This window comes from Sphingobacterium sp. UBA6320 (assembly GCF_002440335.1).
In the GTDB taxonomy this organism is placed as follows: Bacteria; Bacteroidota; Bacteroidia; order Sphingobacteriales; family Sphingobacteriaceae; genus Sphingobacterium.
Window position 1 is genome coordinate 60,559 of record NZ_DJTA01000029.1, and the last position, 21,596, is coordinate 82,154.

Sequence of the window (21,596 nt, forward strand, 5' to 3'; positions counted from 1 at the left end):
TCTATATTAAATTTGCATCAATCACGAAGACATGAGTAAAAAAACAAAAAATACCAAAGAGGTAGACGTCGTTTTAATTGGCGCAGGTATCATGAGCGCAACTCTAGGCACACTTATTAATGAGTTGAGTCCAGATATTAAAATAGAGATTTTAGAGCGCTTGGATGTTGTTGCAGCAGAGAGTTCAGATGCATGGAATAATGCAGGAACTGGTCACTCTGCATTATGTGAGTTGAATTATACCCCACAACAAGCGGATGGTACGGTTTCAATTGATAAAGCAATCAGTATTGCGGAACAATTTGAAGTATCTAAACAATTTTGGACTTACTTGGTTGATCAAGGAGTTATCAAAAAACCGGAAAACTTTATTCGATCTGTTCCGCACATGAGTGCTGTTTTCGGAGAAAAAGATATTGATTTCCTTCATAAGAGATTTGATGCTTTATCCGAGAATAACTTGTTCAAGGGTATGGAATATACGGAGGATAAAGCGGTTTTAAATGAATGGATTCCATTAATGATGAAAGGTCGTCCTGACGATGATAAAATCGCTGCGACGAAAATGATATTAGGCACGGATGTAAATTTTGGCGCGTTGACGCGTGATTTAGTTGAACATTTGGATGCTAAAGAAAATATTACCTTGCATCTTACCCAAGAAGTACGTGACATTGATAGAAATGACAATGGTACATGGGAATTGGAGGTCAAGGATTTAAAAACTGGTGAAAAAAGATCAATCAACGCTAAATTTGTTTTTATAGGTGCTGGTGGACACTCTTTACTATTGCTAGAGAAATCGGGTATTCCTGAATCTAAAGGTTATGGAGGATTTCCTGTTGGTGGTCAGTGGTTACGCTGTGTCAATGAAGATGTCATCAAAGATCATCATGCGAAAGTATATGGTAAAGCCTCTATTGGTGCTCCTCCTATGTCTGTGCCACACCTTGATACACGTTATATAGATGGTAAACAGGCTTTGTTGTTTGGACCATATGCTGGTTTTTCTACTAAATTTTTAAAACAAGGTTCTTATTTTGATTTACCTGCTTCGATCAAGTTATCAAATATTAAACCGATGCTATCTGTAGGACGTGACAATATGGATCTCACAAAATATTTAATATCTGAGGTGATGAAAAGTCCCAAAGATAAATTAGATGCTTTGAAACAGTTTATGCCAACAGCGCAATTAGAGGATTGGAAAATAGAAGTTGCTGGCCAGCGTGTACAAGTGATCAAAAAGGATGCTAAACATGGTGGTGTGCTAGAATTTGGAACGGAGGTTGTCTCTTCTGCAGATGGTTCTATTGCAGCGTTGCTAGGTGCCTCACCAGGTGCCTCTACTTCTGTAGCTATCATGATCAAACTTCTGAAAAGATGTTTTCCAGAACGTGCTAAAGCAGATGAATATCGCAAAAAATTGCGAGAAATGATCCCGTCGCACGGACAATCATTAAATGATGATGCAGAGCTTTGTGTAGCGACTAGAAAGCGCACACATACTGCATTAAAGCTTGAGAATTTTAAAGATTAATTTCTTTTAACCATACTTATGGGGTGCTTGCAGTAAATGTACTGGTACAGGCTGAGATTATACCCAAATAACAAGAATTGCTCAATGCCCTGAGCAATTCTTGTTATATACCTGATCCAGATAATGCTGGCGTAGGGATATTTAATTTCAAAAATCTTGCATTTATAGCTATTTCATAAGTGTGTATTATTTTATCTTACACATATTTTAAATGCAGTTAAATCAAATTTTATACGATTTTTTACAGCAGATCAAAGCGACATCTTTGCCTGAATGGTTAGCCGTTGGCTTTGGTGTTTTACAAGTTTGGTTCGCTAAATCTAATAAATCTATCAATTATCTTTTTGGTATTTGTGGTATATTAATGTCAATTTACGTTCTGTTTTTCGCGAAATTATATGGTGAAATAGCCTTAAATATGTACTACCTACTGATGAGTATCTATGGTTGGATGTATTGGCAACAAAACCGTACAGATCATCATGTCATCACGCGATCATCAAAAAATGATTGGATCGTAGTATCATTGATTTGTATCATTGGTTTTATTGTATTTTATTTCGGATTATTGCATGCTACAGACTCTGATGTTCCTTTGTGGGATGCGCTTGTTTCCTGTACAGCATGGGCGGGAATGTGGCTACTGGCCAAGCGAAAGATCGAGAATTGGATTTTATTAAATATTAGCAATTTTATGGCAATACCATTGCTGTACCATAAAGATCTGTTCTTGTTTGCGGCGTTAACTTTGTTTTTATTTGTCATGGCTTTCTTTGGTTATTTTAACTGGAAAAGAATCCTCAAAAGTGAATTTATATATGATCATGAATCAAACTCAAATTAATCTTATAAAAGACCAGCAACAGCATGCAATTAATTGTAAAGCTATGACTGCAGCACAACTGGATTTAAGTATCTCTGAGAAATGGTTTAAGATATGGGTGCCTAAATGTCTTGGCGGTTTGGAATTTTCTTTGTTAGAAGGAATGCAATTGTTGGAGGAATTGGCTTATTACGATGGTGGTTTAGCTTGGACAATTACTTTGTGCTCGGGAGCTAATTTGTTTGTCGGATTTATCGACCCAAAAATTGGCAAAGAGATCTTTCAGAATTCGCAAGTGTGCCTTGGTGGAAGTGGTCGTGCATCTGGATATGCTGAGCGCGAACAAGGTGGGTATCGGATTAAAGGTCATTGGAAATATGCTACCGGTGCCCCACATCTGACTCATTTTACAGCAAATTGTGTCATCACTGAAAAGGGTATACCGGTATTGGACGAAAATGATCAGCAGCTTATATATTCTTTCTTTTTCGATCGTAATGATGTATTGATTCATTACGATTGGGATACGTTTGGCTTGGAATGTACTGCAAGCCATAGCTTCTCGGTCGAAAATCTTTTTGTGAAAGATTCACGTAGTTTTGTGATTAATGAATCGAAAAGTACGTGGCCTCAGCTTTTGTACCAGTATCCTTTTATTCCGCTTGCCGAATTAACATTACTAGTTAATTTTATCGGTATGTACAAGCGCTTTATTGATCTGGTTGAAAGGTATTTTATTGTGAAATCTCAGGATGAAGTATGGTTAAAGGATAAAGGAAAGCTTTATTTTAAACGATTGGATAAGATACAAGATGATTTTAATAAACGAAGAGATGTTATATATCAATTGGCAGAGCAATCTTGGAGCAATCGAGAAAAAGAAATGGACAATGCTATTATTTATAACAGGATTGCCATTGAAAGTCGGAGCTTCGTTTCCAGTATTAAAGATCATGTGATGCAATTATTTCCACTTTGTGGTATTGAAGCTGCACAGCGAGAAAAGGAGATGAACATCGTATTTAGAAATATTTTTACAGCTTCACAGCACAGTTTATTGCAGGAATAATATCGAAGCGATAAATGATATCGCATCGATATTAGCAATTATTGACTTTCAAGTGCTTTTTTTAAATTTATCAGACGATGATACGAAGGACATTTTTCTAATTCTTTATTCCAACGTTCTAAAGCAGCTATATTGGCTTGTAGAAACTTGGGCATATCGAAGATATGCATATCAACTGTTATCTGTATTTCATCTGGTAATGATGCAGAATCAAAATATTCTTTTAGTTCCTCAATTGTCATAGATCAAAGATAAAATTATAATGTGACAGAAAAAATTTAAGATTATTCTTTGTTCATGTCAAATCATCTATATTTATAAGCTGATGCAAGTTTTACAACAAGATTTGAAGACTTATGAGAATAGAAAAAAGTAGTATTGAAGATTTGGTTGCCCACATGGAATTGTACGATAAAGCGATTGCCTATCAGCATACCTTAGGCAAAGTGAATTGGTTGGGATTTGAAGAGCGGACTGTACTAGAGGAAATTAGAAGGGGACAGCAGTATAAAATTGTGATAGACAAACAAGTTGCTTGTGTTTTTCTACTCGCTGACTCTGATCCAATTATTTGGGAAGAAAAAAATAAAGAACCGGCGATTTATATTCATCGTATTGCTACTAATCCACTTTTTAGAGGTCAAAATTTTGTTGTCAAGATCATTGATTTTGTAAAAATAATAGCTAAACAAAAACAAAAAGAATTTATAAGAATGGATACTACCGCAGGTAATGAACGACTGAACTATTATTATGAGCAATGCGGTTTTAACATAGTAGCTACTATTGCGCTTCAAGGAAATACTGATATGCCTGCGCATTATCGAAATAACTCATTTACACTTTTTGAAATGAGGGTATAATATCATTTTTTATACTCATAATTTATTGTCTGTAAGCAATGCTTATGATCGGTGAAAGGGCCGATTCTATAAATTTTTCTTTTTAATTTACAGTGCTAATTTCTACTCATATATGTTATTGGAAGATAAGCTGTCATTAATCAATAGGTTAGATCGCATAGGGAAAGATAACGTATTTATTTCTTTGGGTATAATTTTTTAAATGCATTGTATACGGCTTGGTGAACAATTGTTGCGTGCAATTCTTGTGGTAAATAGTCAAAACATACATTGATGTTATTGGTTTGTTTCAACATTTTATAAAAGTTGATTGATTCCTTGTACATTTTGACGTCTTCATCTTTATTAGGAACTCCTAAATAGACGTTTAATGGATTGTTGACATGAGCATGTAATGCATCTTTAGATTCATGTAATAACTTTTGTTCTCCCCACCACAGGCTTGGTGCTATAATGATATACTTACTAAACAAATGGGGCTTCTTCACTAGAATTTCAGATGCTAACAGACCTGCTAATGATTCTCCAATAATGGTACGATCTGTATTTGCATGATATTTATTTTCCATGTAGGGCTGTAGTTCTTTTTCCAGAAATGCAATGTATGCTGCTGATTTTCCGTACTGAGAAAAATTTTCTTTCTTAAAACCTTCTTTTTCCAGGAAGTCGAGGTTGGGAACTGCAAAGGTGAAATCTCTTTTTCTATTCGTATTTTCGATCCCAACAATAATTGATTTTGGAAATTGCGCAATCCACGGTTGTGTATAATAACGAACGATCCCAACTAGATGAATAAAATCTTCTTCTACACCACCATCTAATATATAAATAATGGGGTATTTGATCGTGTCGGTAGCACTATAATTTTCTGGTAAATATATATTGATTGTTCTGTTTTCTCCAAGTACTGTAGAATGTATATGATCTATTTGTCCAAGGATAATTGCTTTTTGAGAATACGCGTTATACGACGAGAAAATAATTGCAATGAATACTGATAGATACTTTGTCATTAGATATTTTTTGTGCAGCGGACTGGGGGTACTATGATCTGAGTAAAGATAAGGCTTATCCTGTAAAAACGATCATAAAAAACCATAGATATAGGGAACTATGGCTTCATTGAAGATGCTCAATATAATCATTAAACACTATAAGCATTTGATTGTTATATATATAAGTAATAAGCTAGTTCTTATGGACAATATTAAAAAAAGTTTGGATGCATATCTTGTGCGATACAATAAGTATTATGGCTTTCTAGAAAATCCCCATAAATTTAGTATAGATTGTAATCCACAGCGATTGATTATTAGAAATTTTGCATTGCGACATGATCGACGAGATCTATATGAAGAATATATTCGAAGTTTCTATCCTGAACACGCAGTTAAAGAATTGGGAGAATTTGATTCATGTCTCATGTATCTGAAATTTTTCAATAAAGAAGAGGCTAAAAGCTGGTTTATTTCAAACGATACAAAAATGGTTGAATCGGACATTCGAGCTAGTGAAAGTAATGCCATTTTGAGAATGTTGTTTGTGGAAGATGACATCGATTGCAAAGAATTGCAAATTGATGATAAATCCTATGTCTTAAATCGAGTTACGCCTGAATCTATATTACAGACACGGGATAATTTTTGGGTGGATACTCGTATTTGCTAATGCGTAAAAATTTAATACTTGCATATATGGATTTATGGCTTTTAAAAGTCTTTATAATGGGGGGATTGTCGTGATGTTATACTTATTCTCTATTGTGCTCATTTTAACATAGAAAATAATCTGTAAAGAAAGATATCTTCCATAAATTTGTGTTACACTGAGTTTTTTTATCTAATTTTTATGAGTAACCTAGTCTATTAATAGGTTTTAATTAATGCTTACAACAAGATTGAGCTCACTTATTTTTGGAGCATCAGGATATTTTTAAGTAATGTAAGTCCTGTATCTTATTGGGATCAAAGAAATATTTTTGTAATTTTACATAACCAGTTATGTAATTGGTTATGTAATATAAATTTTTTAAAAATAGTTTTATGAATTTCTTTAATAAGACGGGAAAAATGGCTATGGGAAGTAGATTGCGATTATTGACTAATAAGGTCACCGAAGATGCTGCTCAGATATATGAACTTTATCATGTGGAGTTTCTTCCAAAGTGGTTTCCTGTATTCTTTATTTTGTCTGAAGAAGGAGAAAAAACGATTACTGATCTTGCTTATGAAATTGGACATTCGCAACCTTCTGTTACTAAAATAATCAGAGAAATGGCTCAGGCTGGACTTGTTGAAGATAATTTATCATCACGAGATAAACGTAGAAATGTTGTGGACTTAACTGATAAAGGAAAAAATCTCAGTGAAACAATAAAAATTTCATGTAGCGACGTGGATGCAGCAATCGAAACTGTTATAGGAGAAGCTACTCATAATCTTTGGGAAGCAATTGAAGAGTGGGAGGTGCTTTTGAAACAAAAATCATTGTTAAAAAGAGTAAAAGAACAAAAAAAGATTCGTGAAAGTAAAGCAGTACAAATTGTACCTTATCAAGCTGAACACCAATTAGCTTTTAGATCTCTTAATGAAGAATGGATTTCTACTTATTTTGAGATGGAAGAGGCTGATTACCGAGCTCTGGAGCATCCTCAAGAATACATCTTAGATCAAGGTGGGGCTATTTTAGTCGCTCTTTATCATCATGAACCAGTGGGTGTTTGTGCTCTTATTAAAATGAAGGATAGAGATTATGATTTTGAAATGGCAAAAATGGCTGTATCTCCAAGAGCACAGGGTAAAAATTTAGGATTTTTGCTTGGTCAAGCTGTCGTAAATAAAGCTAAAGAATTAGGTGCTGCAAATATATACTTAGAGAGTAATACCATTCTGAAACCTGCTATCAATTTATATCATAAGCTCGGATTCCAAAAAATTGTAGGACGAGCCACGCCATATAAAAGATGTAATATTCAGATGGTTTTAGAATTGGGTAGGTAAGTATATATTTTCTGTTTCCCTGTTTTTTAGCCTATTTGTTGCTATCGTAACCTTTTTAACAATCGATATGAAGCAAATTTTATAGATAGTACGTTTAGATAAAGGATAACAACCATTATTTCATTATCGTGCAGCTAGGATATTTAAATAATCTCAATGCCTAACTCTTTGTAAACTTTTAATGCATTATGGTTTGGATCTGCTTCAGTAATAATGCTATCAAGAGCAGTGGCTGGTCCAATATAAAATGCCTCAACGGTACTGGTTTTTTCTAGGGTTGATAAAGCAACTGTTTTAACAGCTTGTGTAATCATCAATTTTTTTATTTGTGCATCCTCGTAATCCTTAGCGGTAATACCTATGGTATGGTGAATACTACAAACACCTAAGAAACAGACATCAGCGCGAACATTCTTTATCGTATTCAATGCGTCTATACCTATAGCTGTGAAAGATACTTTATATAATCTTCCCCCTGCAAATATAACTTCCACATTTGGATGGTCTTCTAGAACATTGACTACGGGAAAACTATTTGTTACTACTGTTATTCTTAAATTTTTTGGAAGACTTGCTGCTAACGCCACAACTGAAGTTCCTCCATCAAAAAATACGACATGTCCATCTTTTAAAAAATTTAATGCTTTTAAAGCAATAGCTTGTTTTTGACCTAAGTCATACTTTTCCCGATCTCTATAATGATGTGGAATAGGAGAGTTGGCCAATGCGCCACCTCTTACAGCCTTTAAGAGCCCTTGAGAGTTTAATGTTTTAATATCCCTACGGACAGTGTCTTCAGAAACCTTTAGCAGATCACTGAGATGTTCTAATCGTACTTTATTTTCTTTTGAAAGCTGTTCTAATATGAGTTGTAGGCGCTCCTCTTTTACCATAATCTTTACTTATATATGCAAATATATACAATTATATTTGGCATAATGTTGTATAATATTGCATAATTTAGTATTTTTATTGCAAAAAATAGTAAATATGAAAAAATCAATCGCTATAGATATGGATGGTGTCATTGCTGACATTGAGCCACATCTTATTGAATGGTATAAAAAAGAAACTGGTGTAGCATTAAACCAAGATATGATCAAAGGGTTGGGAGAGGAGGAAGCATTTTCTGATAAAGAAGCGCTACACAAAATCTTAAACACAGAATCATTTTTTAGGACTGCTCCGGTTATGGACGGTGCTATAGAGACGGTCAAATCGCTAATGAAAGAGTATGAAATATTTATTGTTTCTGCTGCTATGGAATTTCCATTATCCTTGTTTGAAAAGAGAGCTTGGTTGCAAGAGCATTTTCCTTTTATAAACTGGAAAAATATTATTTTCTGTGGAGATAAAAGTATAATAGATACGGATTTTATGATTGATGATTATTGCAAGAATCTTGATTTTTGTAAAGGAAAACCGTTAATGTTTACGGCTTATCATAATATTGCTATCGATCATCATGAACGCATTAATCATTGGAATGAAGTTCCTTCATTACTTGAGAATCACATTGCTAAAACTGAAAAAGTGCTATAAAAGCACTTTTTTAAATAATGCGTTCATATTTAGTTGTCTACTTCTGTATGCTGGATGTATATTTATACTGTTTTTTACAGTTTGTAGAATGTAAATAGAAAACCGATAAGAACTATCATTTCTTTGACCATAATGGATCAGATTCCCATAATTAAATCGTACTTAGATTTAATGTTAATGAATCACTGTTACACTGTAAATCTATTTACATCTTTAAAATGGTTACAGCTTCTATTTCAAAATCTAAATTTTGCCAACGTTTATTCTTCAAATGAAAGACTTACTTTATTGAAACCTAAACCCTTTAGCAGCGGTGTAAAAACGTTCAACGCATTTGCTCGGGTTTGTTGCAATATATCTGATTTTTTTACCTCGGTTGCAATCTCCTTTTCCGCATTTTTATAGGCTTCATCTACAAGGTCAGCTTCTCGAAAGAATGCCATTTTGGTGTCGTAAACTCGGGAAGATTTATGATCTATCTTGATGTAGCAAATTTCAGGTAAAGGTAAACGCATAGAAACAGAGTCTCCAAAAACTTCAATATCTTCTTGTTTGACTTTTGTTAAATCGATACATCCAACGGCATCTGCTTTTATGATAAGTAGTACACTTGCGTCGGGTAAGAATGTTGTAATATTTTTATGTTCAACAACATCGCTAAATCTATATTTGACCAATTCAAGCTTGCCCATTGCTTCTATTCGCTCGATCAAAAGTTGATGTGTTGTAACTTTTGTAGTTTTGTTTTCAAACTTAGACCATAGCAACCATCCGAAGACCGCAATAATAGCTAATAAGAATATTACTTTTAAAAATCTTGCCATAACTTAATACAATCAATTTATAGACCAACAATTACTATATATATGTAAAATTTTTATTTCATTACGATTTTATGTGATCTATCATAGCTTAACGTATAGGTATATAATAAGCGACATTGGCTATTTGATGTGTGCATATTGTGCATAGAAAAGGTATAGAAGGCCTATTTGTTTAGTGGATCTAGTATCATCCTATAGTTCGTGTTGTATGATCCTAGGCTAGTCCTTGTGTGGTGCAAGTGTGGTCATATAATCCTTGTTGTATGATCCTAGGGTTGTACTTGGGTAGGGGAGTGTGCTCATATAATTGATCGTGTATGATCCTAGATTAACCTATTGTTATTCTTTATAATAGGGTAGCTACATGGTTGAGGATTTTTGTTTATGTATTTTTTGTACTTGTTTTCAGTAATCCGGTTCTATAAAGATTCAGTGCTTCTTGCATGATATGATTGATCGTAACTAAATCGAAGTCTGCGTTGGGATCAACATGAAAAACTTTCATTTTAGAACGATTTCCCGATTCAAGAGCTGGAATATCTAAATGTCTGCCTTCTACCATCATGATATAGGGAATATCTTTTTTTGAATCTATTGACAGATAACAAAATATTCTATTTTTATAGCAGAAATAGGGCATCCCCCATTTCTGCGTTTCTGTTATAAGCGGATCAAGTCTGAGAATAATTTCTTTTAATGCTAGTAAACAACTTTTTATTGGTTCTTTTTTACTGTGATAGTAATTCTCAACTGTTTCAAACATAATGAATAGTTATATGTATTATTCGCAAATTTCTTTTAATCTTGATAAGGCTTTGGGCCAAGTTTCATCAAAGTAAGATAGGTATTCTTCTGTGGTATCTACTTTAACAGTTACATTTGTTATTCCATTATGTTCTTTAAAATGATAGTTCTCTGTACCTCCTGCCCAGCTTTCGACTGCAGGTCCCTCTGTGATTTCTATATCTCCATCCAATATTCCGTAATGATAAATGGAAACAAATTCATTAGGGATATTTTCTAAAATTTTAGCTACCATACCTTCACGTTTACCATCTTTATTTTGTCCAATGAAGTAAATTTTATCACCTTTATTCCATCCGCCTTCATAATCTGATGTAGGGTTGAATTCGGAAGTCCATAATTTATAGGTTTCTTTATCTAGCATTTTGTGAAATACTACTGAAGCTGGTGCGTGAATGTCGATTTGATATGTTTGGTTTTTCATGATTTATTTTTTTGGAAAATTTCGATCTGCTAATACTTCTTCAATCTGTTTAGTGTGTCTAGCACAGTGAGCGGCGATAAAAAGTAGGTTTTGATAACCATCAACTACGCCTGTTGGGTAGTCACTGATGTGATTGCGAAGGTCATCTATATTTGCATTTTTGATGTATAATAAAACAGGCTCTCTAGCTGCTAGAAAGTCCTTTATTGCTACTTGGCTATTTTTATATTTTCCTGTGGGTTGCAGTTCTTTTGGCGCCTGAAATTTTTGACTTCGATCAGTCATCATGTTTATGAGACCTTGATCAGTTGATTTGACTTCATTTTTCCGGTTAGGCTGTGGCGCTTTTCCCAATTCTTTTTTTGCCATTTCAAATAACAGACTTTCTGAGCGTATGATATGCTCTAGACATTGACCTATTGACCATTTTCCTTCTCCAGGACTAAATTGTAGTTGTGCTTCACTTAATCCTGATATGTCATCTTTTAATGATTTGGTTGTGTATTGAAAATATTGGATTAATGAATCAATATTTCCGTGCTGATTTAAAATGACAGAAGGGGCGTTTTGTTCAATTATTCGCGTAACGTTATTTATTACAGCAATTTTATTAGCAGCTTTGGCCATGATACAGGGAAGAGTTATACTGACACCTAGTGAAAGCATAAATTTTATTAGTATTTTCATTTTTTTTTAATTGGTGAAGTGTGCAAATTCCATTGTTATCTATTATATTTTTTTAGATCCTGACGGTAAACCGTTTATAATTGTTTCTATTTCAAATAATTAATTTTAACAATTATAGCTTTATTTTGTTTAGCACTGCTTGCCATAAGACAAGAAATAAAAATACGCTTATTGAATAGTAAAAGTGAAGATTTAAATCAGCGAAAAGATTAAAATAATACTGCTCCATCTTAAATATAAAGAAGTATGTGCTGAATTTGTTTAAGGATGACTCTGTATTGTATGATCTTCTAATTATATGTATTATTGTAGCTAGGATAATCCTTATTTTTTATTTGATGAGAATAGGTGCAATCTTAATCTTTGATGAGAGCGCATCCATATTTCGCAGGTAAGTCTACACATCTGATGTGGATTCAATTAATTTTTTATACGAAATTATTCGAATTCTACGATCACTCCTATGAGAATAGAGTTCAAGGTCATCTTTTCTTGAAACGTAGATTATTAAAATTGATATAATGATCTGGAAACCTGAATGAAAAAGTAAGCCGTGAGAGGGGGATAGATTAGGGTAATTCTCAAATTAATAACGTAGATCGATAATTTAAATGCTAAAAAAGATTGTGGCATTCCTATTTAAATGGCGCAATAATAATTTATTAAAATAAATGAAAATAAAAAGCTTAGTTACTTTGAAAGATTTTAGAATTGTCAAATCATGGTTAAATAGTACATATAAAACCATTAAGTTTGGTCGTATTTGTACAGAGTCTCTACCAAAACGACAAACAGTACTTAATTTAAATAAAACTATAAATTGGCGTAGTCTCGGTCATAGTTTTATTTTTCTCTTTCTTTCGCATGCGACATTGGCGCAAAAAAAACCAGTAGAATATGTTAATCCATTTATTGGAACCACAAACTATGGTACTACAAATCCTGGGGCTCAGGTTCCGCAGGGCTTAATGAATGTTTCTCCCTTTAATGTGATGGGATCATCTTTGAATAAATTTAATAAGGATGCACAATGGTGGTCAACTCCTTATGAGTATCATAATAAATTTTTCACTGGATTTTCTCATGTTAACCTAAGTGGTGTGGGGTGTCCAGATATGGGAAGTCTTTTGTTGATGCCTACTACAGGGGATCTTCAGGTAGATTATAAAAATTACGGAAGCACTTACAAGGATGAGCATGCTTCGCCAGGATACTATTCTAATTATTTGGAAAAGTATGGTGTTAAAACTGAAGCAACTGCTTCACTTAGAACAGGAATTTCAAGATTTACATTTCCTAAAGGCAAAAGCCATATTTTATTAAATTTAGGAGAAGGGCTTACTAATGAAACGGGGGCTACTATGCGATTTGTAAATGATCATGAGATCGAAGGATCAAAGTTGTTGGGATCGTTTTGCTATGTAAATAATCAGGCTGTATATCCTATTTATTTTGTTATGCGTTTAAGTAAGAAACCAATTCAGAAAGGATATTGGAAATTTCAGCGATCAGGTGATGCTTGGGAAAATGAATGGAATAAAGATGCGGGAAAATATAAACTTTTTACATCGTATCAAAATGAACTTTCGGGTGATGATATTGGGGCATTTTTGAGCTTTGAAACAATAGAAAATGAACAAATTGAAGTTCAGCTAGGGGTTTCTTTTGTTAGTATAGCGAATGCAAGAGAAAATCTGGAGCAGGAGCAACCTAGTGGAGGATTTGATCAGATCAAGACAGCGGCTGCTAAAAAATGGAATGAAGATCTATCTAAAATAGAAGTGGAAGGTGGTACAGATGATCAGAAAACTGTTTTTTATACAGCATTGTATCATGCGCTCATTCATCCTAATATTTTACAAGATTTCAATGGTCAATATCCAGCGATGGAGAGTAGAGAAACGCTCCATACAAATGGTAATCGATACACTGTTTTTTCACTTTGGGATACTTATAGAAATGTTCAACCCTTGATGAGTTTACTGTTTCCAGATCGTCAAACTGAAATGATAAAATCGATGATTGATATTTACAAGGAGAGTGGATGGATGCCTAAGTGGGAATTATATGGCCGAGAGTCCTATACGATGGATGGCGATCCTGCTATTCCTGTTATTGTTGATGCTTGGATGAAAGGTATTCGGGATTACGATTATCAAGCAGCTTATGATGCTTTTTATAAATCTGCCACATGCGTGGATAGTACAAATAAAATAAGACCTGACAATGCTGATTATGTCAAGTATGGATATGTACCTCTCCGTGCAGCATTTGATAATTCTGTTTCTCACTCGATAGAATATTATCTTGCAGACTGGAATCTTTCGCAGTTTGCGGCGTCATTAGGTAAGAAGGAAGATGCAAAATTATTTGCGGAGCGTGCGAAAGGTTATCAGCATTATTATTCTAAAGATTACGGAACATTCAGACCTATACTTCCAGATGGAACTTTTTTAACTCCTTTTGATCCTTTACAAGGCGCTAATTTTGAGCCCAATCCAGGTTTTCATGAGGGAAATGCATGGAATTATACTTTCGCTATTCCGCATGATATTCCTGGCTTAGTGAAATTAATGGGCGGTAAGCGTAATTTTGTTGAAAAACTTCAGGCTACTTTTGATAAAGGCTATTTTGATGTGACCAATGAACCTGATATGCTGTACCCACATATCTTTTCTGAAATAGAGGGTGAAGAATGGCGTACTCAAAAATTAGTAACGGAAATATTAAATACTCATTTTAAAAATACAGCAGCGGGTATACCTGGAAATGATGATACCGGTACGATGTCTACTTGGGCTTCTATGAATATGATGGGGATTTATCCCCTTTGTCCAGGAAGACCTGAATATACGGTAGTGACACCAGTGTTTGATAAAGTAACCATTCATTTGGATGCTAAGTATCATCATGGAAAGGATAAATTAATTATTAGACGTGAGCGTCAAGGAGTGGAAGGCTATATTAAAAACATTGCTATAGATGGAAAAAAATCAAAAGGATTTAAAGTCTCTCATCATGATCTTGTAAATAGTAATGAGATCGTGATTACTACAGGTAGTCGTTAATTGTAAACGTACTGATCATGATTAACAGCCTAGCTATACTTTTGAAAAGGAGTTTTAAATTTGGGTAGAAAATGTTAAACATGATCTTAATAATCCTGTAGTGAAAAATGATGAACTATTATAGTAGATTGATTATGAGCACTAATATGTTAATGATTGTAATCAATTTACTAAAATGTAGGAGCATCTGCATAATCTCTCACAGGGGGTAAATACATCGATTTATAAATTAAATGTCATTTTTAAATCTAATTGTAATATAAATTATTACAATATAAATAATCTGATTACATTTGTTGACGATATGAATAACACACGATTTTCAACGGCATTACATATATTGACTTTATTGGCCGATAGTGGGGATAATTGGGTAAATTCGGATTGGATTGCAGGAAGTATTAATATTAATGCGGCGATGGTCAGAAAAGAATTGAGTACGCTGCAAGATGCTGGCTTTGTCGTAGGACGTAAGGGCAAAGTAGGTGGGTCAATGTTAAATAAGCCTAGCGAAGATATATCACTAGCCGATATTTATGTCGCGGTGAAGAATTCGGAAATATTAGGTAAAAAGAATTTAAGTCCTAATCCCAATTGTCCAGTTGGTAAAAGGATTAATGGGGAGTTGGAGAAGTTGTATGCTGAAACAGACCAACTGGTTATTCGTTCATTAAGAGACATGTCATTAGAAAATTTTGCGAAAAAATTTCGTTGATTTTTTTTGACTTTAAATGTAACAAATTTTATTACAATATAAAGATTTATGAAAATAGGAATTACAGGAGCGACCGGACATCTAGGACGTCTAGTGGTAAAACAATTAAAAGAAAAAGTAGCAGCTGATCATATAGTTGCTTTGGTACGCAACACTCAAAAGGCAGCTGAGTTAGGAGTTGAATCGCGTATATTTGATTATGATAAACCTGAGACTTTGAGCGGATCATTGCAAGGTATTGATCATTTATTGTTAATATCTGGTAATGAAATAGGGCAGCGGAAAACTCAACATGAAAATGTGATCCGTGCAGCTCAAGAAGCAGGAGTGAAGTGGATTGTATATACTAGTCTTTTACATGCTGATACATCTTCCTTGAGCTTAGCAGAAGAACATTTACTTACAGAGAAAGCTCTTCAATCATCTGGTATACCTTATACTATTCTACGCAATGGATGGTATACGGAAAATTATACGGCATCAGTTCCAGCTGCCATTACCCACGGAGTTTTAATTGGTAGTGCGGGTGAGGGGCAAATTTCATCAGCTGCCCGAGCAGATTATGCTGAAGCAGCTGCAGTTGTTTTAACAAGTTCTAATGAGCAAGGTAAAGTATATGAATTAGTAGGTGACGAGGCATATACACTTGCAGATTTAGCTGCTGAAATATCTAAACAAACAGGTAAAACGATTCCATATCAAAATTTAAGTGAGGCTGAGTACACCGCTGCACTAATAGGTGCTGGTTTGCCAGAAGGTTTAGCGGCGGCTTTTGCAAGTTTTGATGTTGGTGCATCAAAAGGAGATTTGTACGATAATAATAAACAATTGTCATCTTTAATTGGTCGTCCTACTACGACATTGGCAGCAGCAGTGAGGGAAGCTTTGGCAGTATAATACGAATATTATAGTTTTAATTTAATACATCACTTCTATCTGTATGATGGAGGTGATGTGTTTTTTTTATAGAGATGTTTAACTCATTTTTTTTATATTTATTCTGAATATGTAATGATTAGCCATTAGCAAATGATTTTATAATTATGAAAAAAGTAACTGGATTAGGAGGGGTGTTCTTCAAATGTGACGATCCGGAGGAGATAAATAATTGGTATGCCAAAAATCTTGGAATAGTTACTAGCGAGTATGGTGCTAATTTTGAATGGAGAGATGTTGATGATACCTCTAAAAAGGGCAATACCACTTGGTGTACTTCTCCTAAAGAGTCTGAATATTTTAATCCTTCTACTAAGCCATTTATGATTAATTATCGGGTGGATAATCTCGTCGCTTTGGTTGAGGAATTAAAAAAAGAAGATGTGACTATGGTCGATGAAATTTCAGAATTTGAATATGGTAAATTTGTACATATATTAGATCCTGAAGGTAATGTAATTGAACTTTGGGAACCAAAGGGAAATTTTGAATAAGATTTAACTTAGTCATTGATCTTTATAGCAGTCATAGAAATAATAAGGTAGCAATAAATCTAAAGTCGGTAAGGGTATATCATAAAATGGCTAAATTAATGAAAATCAAGAGCACACAGGATGAACGTATCGCTAAAATGCTTTTCGCATCCGTTTATCCACATTATGTCGCAAAAGTTGTAAAGAAAGGCCGAACTAAAGAAGAGTTACATCGGGTGATTCAATGGCTAACTGGATTTGATGATGTGACGTTGCAGCATCAAATTGATGAGAAAGTGACTTTTGAAATCTTCTTCGATCAGGCGAATCTTAATTCGAACGCAACGTTGATTACTGGTGTCATTTGTGGCTATCGTGTTGAAGAAATCGAAAACCAGCTAACACGGAAGGTGAGGTATTTAGATAAAATCGTAGATGAATTAGCAAAAGGAAAAAAGATAGAAAAAATTATGCGTCGTTCAGAATAAATGTTTGTATATTAGTATATGAGACTGTATAGTAATTGCTCATAAATTGATCGAAGCTAACTCAATAAATAATAAATGGAGCCGTTTACATTATTGTAATCGGCTTTTTTATGGTAATATATTAAATACTAGTCCTATTTAGGAGCAGGAAACTGTGCTGTAGTTGTTTGACAGTATTTGTTTTATTAATTTTACATGAATAAAGAATTTTAGATCAAAAGATCAGGATTTAAAAAACGAAATTCAACACGTCTTCTTTTACACGAAACCGCATAATATTTGATACTCCATGTTAAAAAGTACATACATAATAATTATAATCTTTTTCTTATCGTTTACCAGCTATGCTCAAAATATGGATGGTTTGCAACAGCATATCAATCAAATTATAACTGGTAAAAATGCCTTAGTTGGTGTTGCTATCAGTGGCATAAGCCAAAATGATACTGTAGGTGTACAGGCAAGTCAGCGTCTGCCAATGCAAAGCGTATTTAAATTTCCATTAGCAATTGTGATGTTAACAGAGATTGACAAAGGTAATTTTACTTTGGATCAAAAAATTGAAATTACAAAACGTGATCTTACTCCAGAGATCTGGAGTCCTATTCGAGATAAGTATCCTGATGGAGTAACCCTCACATTGAGAGAAATTCTCGAATATACGATTACATTAAGCGATAACATTGGTTGTGATGTCATGTTAAAGCTTCTTGGTGGCCCACAGAAAGTAGAGCAATATTTTGCGAAGCAAGGTTTTAAGAATATCTCTATTAAGATTAATGAAAAAACGATGCAAAGTAATTGGGATAAACAGTTTTTGAATTGGTGCACTCCTCAAGAAATGAACAACATTTTGAAGACATTTTATGTCAATAAAAACAATTTATTGTCCATGTCCATGTATGATTTTCTATGGAGTACGATGAAGTCCACTAACACAGGTCTTAATCAAATAAAAGGACAACTTCCGGCAGGAACTGTGGTCGCACATAAAACGGGCTCGTCGGGTAGAAATAAAGATACAGATGTTACTGCAGCATTAAATGATGTAGGAATTGTTTCTCTTCCAAATGGCGAATACTTTGTCATTAGTATATTTGTGACAAATTCCAAAGAGAGTAAGGAAACGAATGAGCGGATGATTTCAGACATCGCTAAAGTGACTTGGGATTATTTTACAGGAATTAACAATCGTAACTAGTTATGTATTTTTTTATGCGCTGATAAATATACCGTTTTATTTTTTGATCAGATTCCATTCGAATTGCTTTTGATATCAAAAGCAATTCGAATGGAAATTATTAAACTCTTTTTTAAAGTAATACTTCTTGATCTGTTGTTCTATTTTGCAGCAATTCATCTATACTTTTAAGTGTTCTTTGTGAGATTTGTTCTAAAGCCTCTTTTGTAAAAAAAGCCTGATGTGCAGTTAGCAAAACATTGGGAAAACTCATTAATAACTGAATAGTATCATCGTCTATGATTGTCGCGGACAAATCTTTGAAAAAAAGTTTTTCTTCTTGTTCATAAACGTCAATGCCAAGAAGTCCAATTTGTCTGTTTTTTAAGGCTTGTATAGCATCGGTAGTATTGATCAAGTTGCCTCTGCTGGTGTTAATAATGGTGACACCACTTTTCATCTTATCAATCGATTCTTTGTTAATTAAGTAATGATTGTCAACAGTTAGTGGGCAATGCAACGATATGATATCTGATTGGGTAAAAAGGGTCTCTAAATCGACATATTTCACCTTAAGATCACTGAGCGATTGATCTGGATATAGGTCATAAGCAATCACTTCGGCGCCAAAACCCAAAGCAATTTTTGCAAAAGCTTTTCCGATCTTACCTGTTCCAATCACACCAATTTTTTTCTGATATAAATTGAATCCTAATAATCCGTTTAGTGAAAAATTTTGTTCTCGTACACGATTGTATGCTTTATGAGTTTTACGATTCAAAGTCAGTAACATAGCCATGGCATGTTCAGCAACGGCTTCGGGTGAATACGCCGGTACACGACAAATGTAAATACCAAATTCTTTGGCAGCATCCATGTCAACGTTGTTAAAACCCGCACACCGTAAGGCAATTATTTTTATACCTTTTTGGGCAAGCACTTCTATAACTTCCCTATTTAATTGATCATTGACAAAAACACAAACAGCATCTTCTTTTTCTATCGCATTTACGATATGAGGTCCTAAATGTGTTTCGTAAAAATTGAGTTCGAAACCATATTTTTCATTTTCTTTTTCAAAAAATTGTTTATCATAAGGCTTGGTGGAGAAAAAAGCTATTTTCATACTAATTGTTTTACTAGTAAACTTAGGTAAAGTTACTTACAATAGCAATTTGATTACGCCTTATTAAAAATCAATTTATTAAAGTAAATCGTTTAATCATCATTCTTATTTTTAAAAAATTTGCTCTAGTAATTTATTGTATGATCGTTGTTGTGCTAATCAATAAAAATTAAGTTGTATCTATTTATAATGTATGATTATAATTGTTTTATAGTGTAAATTTTGATTGAAATCTTGTAGTAGCTAGGTTTAATGGTTTGCTATTTTAGTTTATTATTAAATTATACTTATATGAAATAGAATTTAATAAAAACTCAGGGGATAAATTAGCATATTCGACCCAGTATGGTTTAGATTTACTCTCTAATATATTATGATTGTGAATAACTAGTATTAATTGTTATATTAGTTTCGACACTAATCCATGTTATGTCTAACCAAACCTTAATTTCTACTGCTGAATTTGAGCACATTTATGAAAAATGGAATAAAAAAGTTTATCAATACGCATTGAATAAAACTTCTTCTACTTATATAGCTGAAGAAACGGTACAGCGTGTCTTTATTAAACTTTGGAATAACCTTTTTCATAAACATATATCTGTGGACATAGAAGCCCAATTATTCTGTATCGCCCGTACGACTCTTTTTGATATTGTAAAGGAGGAAAGAAAAAGACAGGTTTCGTTGGATTTGAAAATTAAAGCAGATGCCGTTCCGACACCGTCAGATTTATATCTCTTAAAAGAGATTCAATTACGCTATGAAGAGATTGTAGGACGGATGCCAGAATCGCGCCGAAAAGTCTTTATGATGAGCAGATTTGATCATTTAAGCTATAAGGAAATAGCCGAGCGACTTTCAATAACTCCTAAAACTGTGGAGAATCACATAGCTTTAGCATTGAAAGCATTAAAAAAAATATTCTTATTATTTATATTTTATTTAAAATATTTTTGGGGGTAAGGTCAAGTATTGCAGTATTCTTATTATATGAAGATTACTACTGAACTAATTGACCGATATCTAAAAAACCAGTGTTCTACTGAAGAAGCTGAGTTTTTGGAAAATTATATACAGCAAGCAGGGGTACTTGACGAGCTTTCGCCCCAAGAGGAATGGAGTCTCGTGCCAGAAAATCTAGATTACCATAATCAAGATAAAATCAAAGAAAAAGTATTTGCCTTTATAAATCAAAAAAATAAGCGCTCCTATCAGAAGAAAGTACGTCGAGTTGTTTCGGCAGCTGCTGCAGTATTGATCGGTATAATTGGGTATTACTTTCCTTTTAATACTTCGAAGGTAGGACCAACTTCACAAATTACGAAAGTTAAAGTTCTTGATGATCAAATTAAAGAGATCAGCAATTTATACTACATTAATTCTGGAAATGAAATTATGCATTTAACGGCTAGTGATGGTTCGGTCATAAGTCTTTATCCGCATTCAGAAATTAAATACGCCGAAGATTTCAGCACACTAAAAGAAAGAGCATTGTACTTAAAAGGCAAGGCGAAATTCCATGTTGCGAAAGATGTGCATAAACCTTTTCATGTACATTCAACTGGTGTAATAACTACAGCTTTAGGTACCATATTTACCGTTGATGAATTGGAATCTACTCAAACGCAAATTAAATTGTTTGAAGGAAAGATTGAGGTGAAGGCTGAGGATACTAATAGGGGAAAAACATTGGTACGCACTTTTTTTCCTAACGAGGAAATTACTTTAGATCATCGCGATCTGATCGTTCTTGAAGAGATAAAATCACAGACGGTAGGTACAGATCGAGGTGGACATTTTCTTCAAAATACGCATACTATCCAGTTTAAAAATATTTCTTTAGAAGATGTTTTGGCACTTCTGGTCCAAAATTACGATATAGATTTTCAGTACGATAAAGCAAAAATTGCGAATAAATTCTATAGTGGAACCTTCTCCAATAAGAACCAGGTGTATGAAGATATTATAAAAGAAATCAACTATCTACACCATACCGATATAAACTATACCAATCCAAATAAATAAACAATCA

At 33.8% G+C, this 21,596-nt stretch carries 23 protein-coding genes; 15 read left to right on the forward strand and 8 right to left on the reverse strand.

The features are described from left to right. Positions 1-31 precede the first annotated feature (31 nt). The 3 genes from B3P23_RS18655 to B3P23_RS18665 all read left to right on the forward strand — a co-directional run bounded on the left by B3P23_RS18655 (position 32) and on the right by B3P23_RS18665 (position 3,432). A complete protein-coding gene (locus tag B3P23_RS18655; protein ID WP_293928672.1) occupies positions 32-1,540 on the forward strand; it encodes a malate:quinone oxidoreductase in 1,509 nt (502 codons plus the stop codon). Between the two features lie 211 nt (positions 1,541-1,751). Continuing rightward, positions 1,752-2,384 (forward strand): nicotinamide riboside transporter PnuC, encoded by a 633-nt coding sequence (gene pnuC, locus B3P23_RS18660; RefSeq protein ID WP_293928674.1) that lies wholly within the window; start codon positions 1,752-1,754, stop codon positions 2,382-2,384. Next, entirely contained in the window at positions 2,365-3,432 is a 1,068-nt protein-coding gene (locus B3P23_RS18665; RefSeq protein ID WP_281047356.1) for an acyl-CoA dehydrogenase, read from the forward strand. The genes pnuC and B3P23_RS18665 overlap by 20 nt, the downstream gene beginning before the upstream one ends. A gap of 38 nt (positions 3,433-3,470) precedes the next feature. Here the strand turns inward: B3P23_RS18665 and B3P23_RS18670 are convergent, their stop codons facing one another. Next, on the reverse strand, positions 3,471-3,674 hold the full coding sequence (locus tag B3P23_RS18670; protein WP_248754196.1) for a DUF6965 family protein: 204 nt from the start codon (positions 3,672-3,674) through the stop codon (positions 3,471-3,473). 114 nt (positions 3,675-3,788) lie between these two features. Here B3P23_RS18670 and B3P23_RS18675 point away from each other — a divergent pair, with 114 nt between their 5' ends. Then, entirely contained in the window at positions 3,789-4,295 is a 507-nt protein-coding gene (locus B3P23_RS18675; protein WP_293928678.1) for a GNAT family N-acetyltransferase, read from the forward strand. A 176-nt stretch (positions 4,296-4,471) separates the two neighbouring features. Here the strand turns inward: B3P23_RS18675 and B3P23_RS18680 are convergent, their stop codons facing one another. Further along, entirely contained in the window at positions 4,472-5,308 is an 837-nt protein-coding gene (locus B3P23_RS18680) for an alpha/beta hydrolase (RefSeq protein WP_293928680.1), read from the reverse strand. A gap of 184 nt (positions 5,309-5,492) precedes the next feature. Between B3P23_RS18680 and B3P23_RS18685 the strand changes: the two genes are divergently transcribed. Next, on the forward strand, positions 5,493-5,963 hold the full coding sequence (locus B3P23_RS18685) for a hypothetical protein (RefSeq protein WP_293928682.1): 471 nt from the start codon (positions 5,493-5,495) through the stop codon (positions 5,961-5,963). A 374-nt stretch (positions 5,964-6,337) separates the two neighbouring features. Continuing rightward, positions 6,338-7,294: a bifunctional helix-turn-helix transcriptional regulator/GNAT family N-acetyltransferase gene (locus tag B3P23_RS18690; protein WP_293928684.1), complete on the forward strand. Its 957-nt coding sequence runs from the start codon at positions 6,338-6,340 to the stop codon at positions 7,292-7,294. A gap of 143 nt (positions 7,295-7,437) precedes the next feature. Here B3P23_RS18690 and B3P23_RS18695 read toward each other — a convergent pair whose 3' ends face one another. Further along, a complete protein-coding gene (locus B3P23_RS18695) occupies positions 7,438-8,187 on the reverse strand; it encodes a DeoR/GlpR family DNA-binding transcription regulator (protein ID WP_094771674.1) in 750 nt (249 codons plus the stop codon). Positions 8,188-8,284: 97 nt separating this feature from the next. On the opposite strand from B3P23_RS18695, the gene B3P23_RS18700 reads away from it, so the two are divergent. After that, on the forward strand, positions 8,285-8,836 hold the full coding sequence (locus B3P23_RS18700; protein WP_045754088.1) for a 5' nucleotidase, NT5C type: 552 nt from the start codon (positions 8,285-8,287) through the stop codon (positions 8,834-8,836). A gap of 260 nt (positions 8,837-9,096) precedes the next feature. On the opposite strand, the gene B3P23_RS18705 is transcribed toward B3P23_RS18700, so the two are convergent. The 4 genes from B3P23_RS18705 to B3P23_RS18720 form a co-directional block, all read right to left on the reverse strand. Continuing rightward, positions 9,097-9,660, reverse strand: a complete 564-nt coding sequence (locus B3P23_RS18705) for a DUF4230 domain-containing protein (protein WP_045754089.1) — start codon at positions 9,658-9,660, stop codon at positions 9,097-9,099. A gap of 382 nt (positions 9,661-10,042) precedes the next feature. Continuing rightward, positions 10,043-10,423: a DUF1801 domain-containing protein gene (locus tag B3P23_RS18710; RefSeq protein ID WP_293928688.1), complete on the reverse strand. Its 381-nt coding sequence runs from the start codon at positions 10,421-10,423 to the stop codon at positions 10,043-10,045. Positions 10,424-10,441: 18 nt separating this feature from the next. Beyond that, the gene (locus B3P23_RS18715; RefSeq protein ID WP_045754091.1) at positions 10,442-10,888 is read right to left on the reverse strand and encodes an SRPBCC domain-containing protein; all 447 of its coding nucleotides are present in this window, start codon (positions 10,886-10,888) and stop codon (positions 10,442-10,444) included. Between the two features lie 3 nt (positions 10,889-10,891). Beyond that, positions 10,892-11,575, reverse strand: coding sequence for a DinB family protein (locus tag B3P23_RS18720; RefSeq protein ID WP_293928690.1), 684 nt, complete (start codon positions 11,573-11,575; stop codon positions 10,892-10,894). A gap of 671 nt (positions 11,576-12,246) precedes the next feature. On the opposite strand from B3P23_RS18720, the gene B3P23_RS18725 reads away from it, so the two are divergent. The 6 genes from B3P23_RS18725 (at position 12,247) to bla (ending at position 18,456) form a co-directional block, all read left to right on the forward strand. Further along, on the forward strand, positions 12,247-14,643 hold the full coding sequence (locus B3P23_RS18725) for a GH92 family glycosyl hydrolase (RefSeq protein ID WP_293928692.1): 2,397 nt from the start codon (positions 12,247-12,249) through the stop codon (positions 14,641-14,643). A gap of 304 nt (positions 14,644-14,947) precedes the next feature. Continuing rightward, positions 14,948-15,358 carry an Rrf2 family transcriptional regulator gene (locus B3P23_RS18730; protein WP_293928694.1) on the forward strand — a complete coding sequence of 137 codons (411 nt, stop codon included), beginning with the start codon at positions 14,948-14,950 and terminating at the stop codon, positions 15,356-15,358. Between the two features lie 48 nt (positions 15,359-15,406). Then, positions 15,407-16,255, forward strand: a complete 849-nt coding sequence (locus tag B3P23_RS18735; protein WP_293928696.1) for an SDR family oxidoreductase — start codon at positions 15,407-15,409, stop codon at positions 16,253-16,255. A 146-nt stretch (positions 16,256-16,401) separates the two neighbouring features. Further along, positions 16,402-16,788 carry a VOC family protein gene (locus B3P23_RS18740; protein ID WP_293928698.1) on the forward strand — a complete coding sequence of 129 codons (387 nt, stop codon included), beginning with the start codon at positions 16,402-16,404 and terminating at the stop codon, positions 16,786-16,788. Positions 16,789-16,874: 86 nt separating this feature from the next. Then, on the forward strand, positions 16,875-17,255 hold the full coding sequence (locus tag B3P23_RS18745) for a DUF2200 domain-containing protein (RefSeq protein ID WP_293928700.1): 381 nt from the start codon (positions 16,875-16,877) through the stop codon (positions 17,253-17,255). Between the two features lie 289 nt (positions 17,256-17,544). Further along, on the forward strand, positions 17,545-18,456 hold the full coding sequence (gene bla, locus B3P23_RS18750; RefSeq protein WP_414713159.1) for a class A beta-lactamase, subclass A2: 912 nt from the start codon (positions 17,545-17,547) through the stop codon (positions 18,454-18,456). A 112-nt stretch (positions 18,457-18,568) separates the two neighbouring features. Here bla and B3P23_RS18755 read toward each other — a convergent pair whose 3' ends face one another. Next, positions 18,569-19,561, reverse strand: a complete 993-nt coding sequence (locus tag B3P23_RS18755) for a 2-hydroxyacid dehydrogenase (RefSeq protein WP_293928704.1) — start codon at positions 19,559-19,561, stop codon at positions 18,569-18,571. A 429-nt stretch (positions 19,562-19,990) separates the two neighbouring features. Here B3P23_RS18755 and B3P23_RS18760 point away from each other — a divergent pair, with 429 nt between their 5' ends. Continuing rightward, the gene (locus B3P23_RS18760) at positions 19,991-20,527 is read left to right on the forward strand and encodes a sigma-70 family RNA polymerase sigma factor (RefSeq protein ID WP_293928706.1); all 537 of its coding nucleotides are present in this window, start codon (positions 19,991-19,993) and stop codon (positions 20,525-20,527) included. A 27-nt stretch (positions 20,528-20,554) separates the two neighbouring features. After that, positions 20,555-21,589: a FecR family protein gene (locus B3P23_RS18765; protein ID WP_094771669.1), complete on the forward strand. Its 1,035-nt coding sequence runs from the start codon at positions 20,555-20,557 to the stop codon at positions 21,587-21,589. Positions 21,590-21,596 lie beyond the last annotated feature (7 nt).

Coding starts and splice junctions, on each gene's coding strand:
- B3P23_RS18655 (WP_293928672.1), top strand. CDS start 32: ATGAGTAAAAAAACAAAAAATACCAAAGAGGTAGACGTCGTTTTAATT.
- pnuC (WP_293928674.1), top strand. CDS start 1,752: ATGCAGTTAAATCAAATTTTATACGATTTTTTACAGCAGATCAAAGCG.
- B3P23_RS18665 (WP_281047356.1), top strand. CDS start 2,365: ATGAATCAAACTCAAATTAATCTTATAAAAGACCAGCAACAGCATGCA.
- B3P23_RS18670 (WP_248754196.1), bottom strand. CDS start 3,674: ATGACAATTGAGGAACTAAAAGAATATTTTGATTCTGCATCATTACCA.
- B3P23_RS18675 (WP_293928678.1), top strand. CDS start 3,789: ATGAGAATAGAAAAAAGTAGTATTGAAGATTTGGTTGCCCACATGGAA.
- B3P23_RS18680 (WP_293928680.1), bottom strand. CDS start 5,308: ATGACAAAGTATCTATCAGTATTCATTGCAATTATTTTCTCGTCGTAT.
- B3P23_RS18685 (WP_293928682.1), top strand. CDS start 5,493: ATGGACAATATTAAAAAAAGTTTGGATGCATATCTTGTGCGATACAAT.
- B3P23_RS18690 (WP_293928684.1), top strand. CDS start 6,338: ATGAATTTCTTTAATAAGACGGGAAAAATGGCTATGGGAAGTAGATTG.
- B3P23_RS18695 (WP_094771674.1), bottom strand. CDS start 8,187: ATGGTAAAAGAGGAGCGCCTACAACTCATATTAGAACAGCTTTCAAAA.
- B3P23_RS18700 (WP_045754088.1), top strand. CDS start 8,285: ATGAAAAAATCAATCGCTATAGATATGGATGGTGTCATTGCTGACATT.
- B3P23_RS18705 (WP_045754089.1), bottom strand. CDS start 9,660: ATGGCAAGATTTTTAAAAGTAATATTCTTATTAGCTATTATTGCGGTC.
- B3P23_RS18710 (WP_293928688.1), bottom strand. CDS start 10,423: ATGTTTGAAACAGTTGAGAATTACTATCACAGTAAAAAAGAACCAATA.
- B3P23_RS18715 (WP_045754091.1), bottom strand. CDS start 10,888: ATGAAAAACCAAACATATCAAATCGACATTCACGCACCAGCTTCAGTA.
- B3P23_RS18720 (WP_293928690.1), bottom strand. CDS start 11,575: ATGAAAATACTAATAAAATTTATGCTTTCACTAGGTGTCAGTATAACT.
- B3P23_RS18725 (WP_293928692.1), top strand. CDS start 12,247: ATGAAAATAAAAAGCTTAGTTACTTTGAAAGATTTTAGAATTGTCAAA.
- B3P23_RS18730 (WP_293928694.1), top strand. CDS start 14,948: ATGAATAACACACGATTTTCAACGGCATTACATATATTGACTTTATTG.
- B3P23_RS18735 (WP_293928696.1), top strand. CDS start 15,407: ATGAAAATAGGAATTACAGGAGCGACCGGACATCTAGGACGTCTAGTG.
- B3P23_RS18740 (WP_293928698.1), top strand. CDS start 16,402: ATGAAAAAAGTAACTGGATTAGGAGGGGTGTTCTTCAAATGTGACGAT.
- B3P23_RS18745 (WP_293928700.1), top strand. CDS start 16,875: ATGGCTAAATTAATGAAAATCAAGAGCACACAGGATGAACGTATCGCT.
- bla (WP_414713159.1), top strand. CDS start 17,545: ATGTTAAAAAGTACATACATAATAATTATAATCTTTTTCTTATCGTTT.
- B3P23_RS18755 (WP_293928704.1), bottom strand. CDS start 19,561: ATGAAAATAGCTTTTTTCTCCACCAAGCCTTATGATAAACAATTTTTT.
- B3P23_RS18760 (WP_293928706.1), top strand. CDS start 19,991: ATGTCTAACCAAACCTTAATTTCTACTGCTGAATTTGAGCACATTTAT.
- B3P23_RS18765 (WP_094771669.1), top strand. CDS start 20,555: ATGAAGATTACTACTGAACTAATTGACCGATATCTAAAAAACCAGTGT.